Source organism: Hyphomonas oceanitis (assembly GCF_036964545.1).
Classification (GTDB): domain Bacteria; phylum Pseudomonadota; class Alphaproteobacteria; order Caulobacterales; family Hyphomonadaceae; genus Hyphomonas; species Hyphomonas oceanitis.
The window spans coordinates 9,337-11,757 of record NZ_JBALTL010000014.1; the positions used below are offsets into that span (position 1 = coordinate 9,337).

Here is a 2,421-nt window from a genome sequence, read left to right on the forward strand (position 1 = left end):
AGATACGACAACCAGTCTGTTTCCTCCGGCGGAGCTAGGTCTCCGCCAAACTCTGGGAGCCTAAGCGGCTCCCATTTTTTTGAGCTCTCATCTCCACATGATCATGCGCCGGCCCCTAAAGTGGAAGAGATTGACTGCGCTACCCCGTTGAGCTGAATCAGGCGATCACGCTGTTCTTTAGGACTCGCCCACCTCTGGCTAGATGAACTAGAAATTGCGCCCACGACCATTCCCCGCGAACTGAAGACTGGCACAGCGATGCAATAAAGTGCGTTGTGAACCTCGCCATCGTCGACGCCGAATCCCTTGTTGCGCGTGCGATGTAGTTCTCGTTCGATTGCGGCTGGATCCGTGATCGTTTTATCCGTGAGCTTTGGAAAGGGCCCGCTGGTTATATACGCCTGTCGCTCGTCGACCGTCATGTGCGAGAGCAACACCTTGCCGATAGCAGAACAGTACGCCTCCAGCTGCCCGTTCTCGCGCGTGAACACCTCCTCTCCTTCAAATACCGCCTTCGCGAGGTAGGTAACCATGTCGTTCTCCAGAATGCCAAAGTGGGTCGTGGTTTCCAACGCGACACTTAGTTGGTCCAAAATGGGTCGTACTATTTCCGACAGCACAGCATGTGGTGTGAACCCCTCCAGCTTCTTCAAAAAAACAGGGTTGGGCAAATATCGTCCACGCTTGGATCGGCAGATGAGCCCGGCCGAATGGAGGGCATTCAGATGCCTGTACAGAGTCGATTCCGGCACTCCGAGCTGGACACTCATTGCGTCTGATTCGAATACACCGTCTTGCTCAACAAGCGCTCCGAACAAGGCCATCGCCTTGTCGAAGGAAGACATGGATCGTGTCACACGGATCTCCATTTATCACATTGTGATAGTAGTTGGCCTGCCTCGGATTGCAGTGTCAAGTACATCGCGTAGTTTGCGATCTACATTCCAAGTCACTTACGGACGCGAACCAGACCATGATCTCCAGAGATGAAATTCAGAAGGCTGCAGATGCACTGTTCGACGCACACACGGGACAAACCTACTGCGCGCCAGTGCGTGATCTCATTGGTCTTGATCCGCAAGCCGGATACGAGGTCCAGGCGATCAACACAGCCCGGTGGGTGTCCGCAGGACGACGAGTTGTTGGCAGGAAAATTGGCCTGACGTCAGCGGCAGTCCAAAATCAACTTGGCGTAGACCAGCCCGATTTTGGCGTCCTCTACGCGGATATGGAATATTGCGACGGTGATGAAATTCCGTTGTCAGCAACTCAACAACCCAAGGCCGAGGCTGAAATAGCCGTTATACTCGGCAGGGACATCAACGCGCAGGATACAACACCAAGCGAACTTATCCGAGCCATAGACCACGTCGTGCCTGCCATCGAAATTGTGGGCAGTCGTATCAAGGACTGGGATATCCGCATTTCGGATACGATCGCGGATAACGCCTCATCCGGCCTATATGTCCTGGGCGGGCCTGTTCGTGCACTGCATGGGCTTGATCTCGTCAATGCCGGCATGGTGATGAAATGCAATGGACGCCCGGTTTCATATGGCGCCGGCATCGCGTGCCTTGGAAACCCGCTAAACGCCGCCCTCTGGCTCGCACGAAAATGCGCAGAGCTCGGAGCACCCCTCAAGGCCGGCGACGTCGTTCTGACAGGTGCTCTTGGCCCGATGGCCTCAATGGGGCCTGGTGATCTGTTTGAAGCGGATATCGAAGGTATTGGGTCGGTTCGCCTCGCAATTGCGGCGAAATAGGAGACATAGGAAATGACAACTCTCAAGAAGACCAAGGTTGCGATCATCGGATCCGGAAATATCGGAACTGACCTCATGATCAAGGTCATGCGCAAGTCGAAGGGTCTCGAAATGGGCGCGATGGTCGGGATCGATCCCGACTCGGACGGCCTTGCCCGGGCGAAGCGCATGGGTATCGCGACCACGCATGAAGGAATTGACGGTCTCGTTAAGCTCGACGTGTGGCCCGAAATCGGAATTGTCTTTGATGCGACATCTGCTGGCGCACACAAGCGGCACAATGAAGTCGTCACATCCGCTGGCAAGGTGATGATCGACCTCACGCCTGCGGCGATCGGGCCGTATGTCATACCCGTCGTCAATGGTGACGCGCATCTGGATGCGTCAAATGTCAACATGGTCACTTGCGGCGGGCAGGCGACGATCCCAATCGTGGCAGCGGTAGCATCCGTCGCGACAGTCCACTATGCGGAGATCGTCGCTTCCATCGCCTCCAAGTCAGCCGGGCCGGGAACGCGGGCCAACATTGATGAATTCACCGAGACAACCTCAAAGGGTATAGAAGAGGTTGGAGGAGCCCGGAAAGGCAAAGCCATAATCGTCCTGAACCCGGCAGAGCCTCCGATGATTATGCGCGATACGGTATTCACCCTCTCTAG

At 55.4% G+C, this 2,421-nt stretch carries 3 protein-coding genes; 2 read left to right on the top strand and 1 reads right to left on the bottom strand.

The window, feature by feature from the left end; genetic code table 11:
- Positions 1-101: 101 nt before the first annotated feature.
- Positions 102-845: an IclR family transcriptional regulator gene (locus tag V7651_RS18550; protein WP_335614013.1), complete on the bottom strand. Its 744-nt coding sequence runs from the start codon at positions 843-845 to the stop codon at positions 102-104.
- Positions 846-973: 128 nt separating this feature from the next.
- Here V7651_RS18550 and V7651_RS18555 point away from each other — a divergent pair, with 128 nt between their 5' ends.
- Positions 974-1,762 carry a 2-keto-4-pentenoate hydratase gene (locus tag V7651_RS18555; protein WP_290494589.1) on the top strand — a complete coding sequence of 263 codons (789 nt, stop codon included), beginning with the start codon at positions 974-976 and terminating at the stop codon, positions 1,760-1,762.
- A 12-nt stretch (positions 1,763-1,774) separates the two neighbouring features.
- The coding region (locus V7651_RS18560) for an acetaldehyde dehydrogenase (acetylating) (RefSeq protein ID WP_335614014.1) at positions 1,775-2,421 on the top strand (647 nt) is incomplete at its 3' end.

Coding starts and splice junctions, on each gene's coding strand:
- V7651_RS18555 (WP_290494589.1), top strand. CDS start 974: ATGATCTCCAGAGATGAAATTCAGAAGGCTGCAGATGCACTGTTCGAC.
- V7651_RS18550 (WP_335614013.1), bottom strand. CDS start 845: ATGTCTTCCTTCGACAAGGCGATGGCCTTGTTCGGAGCGCTTGTTGAG.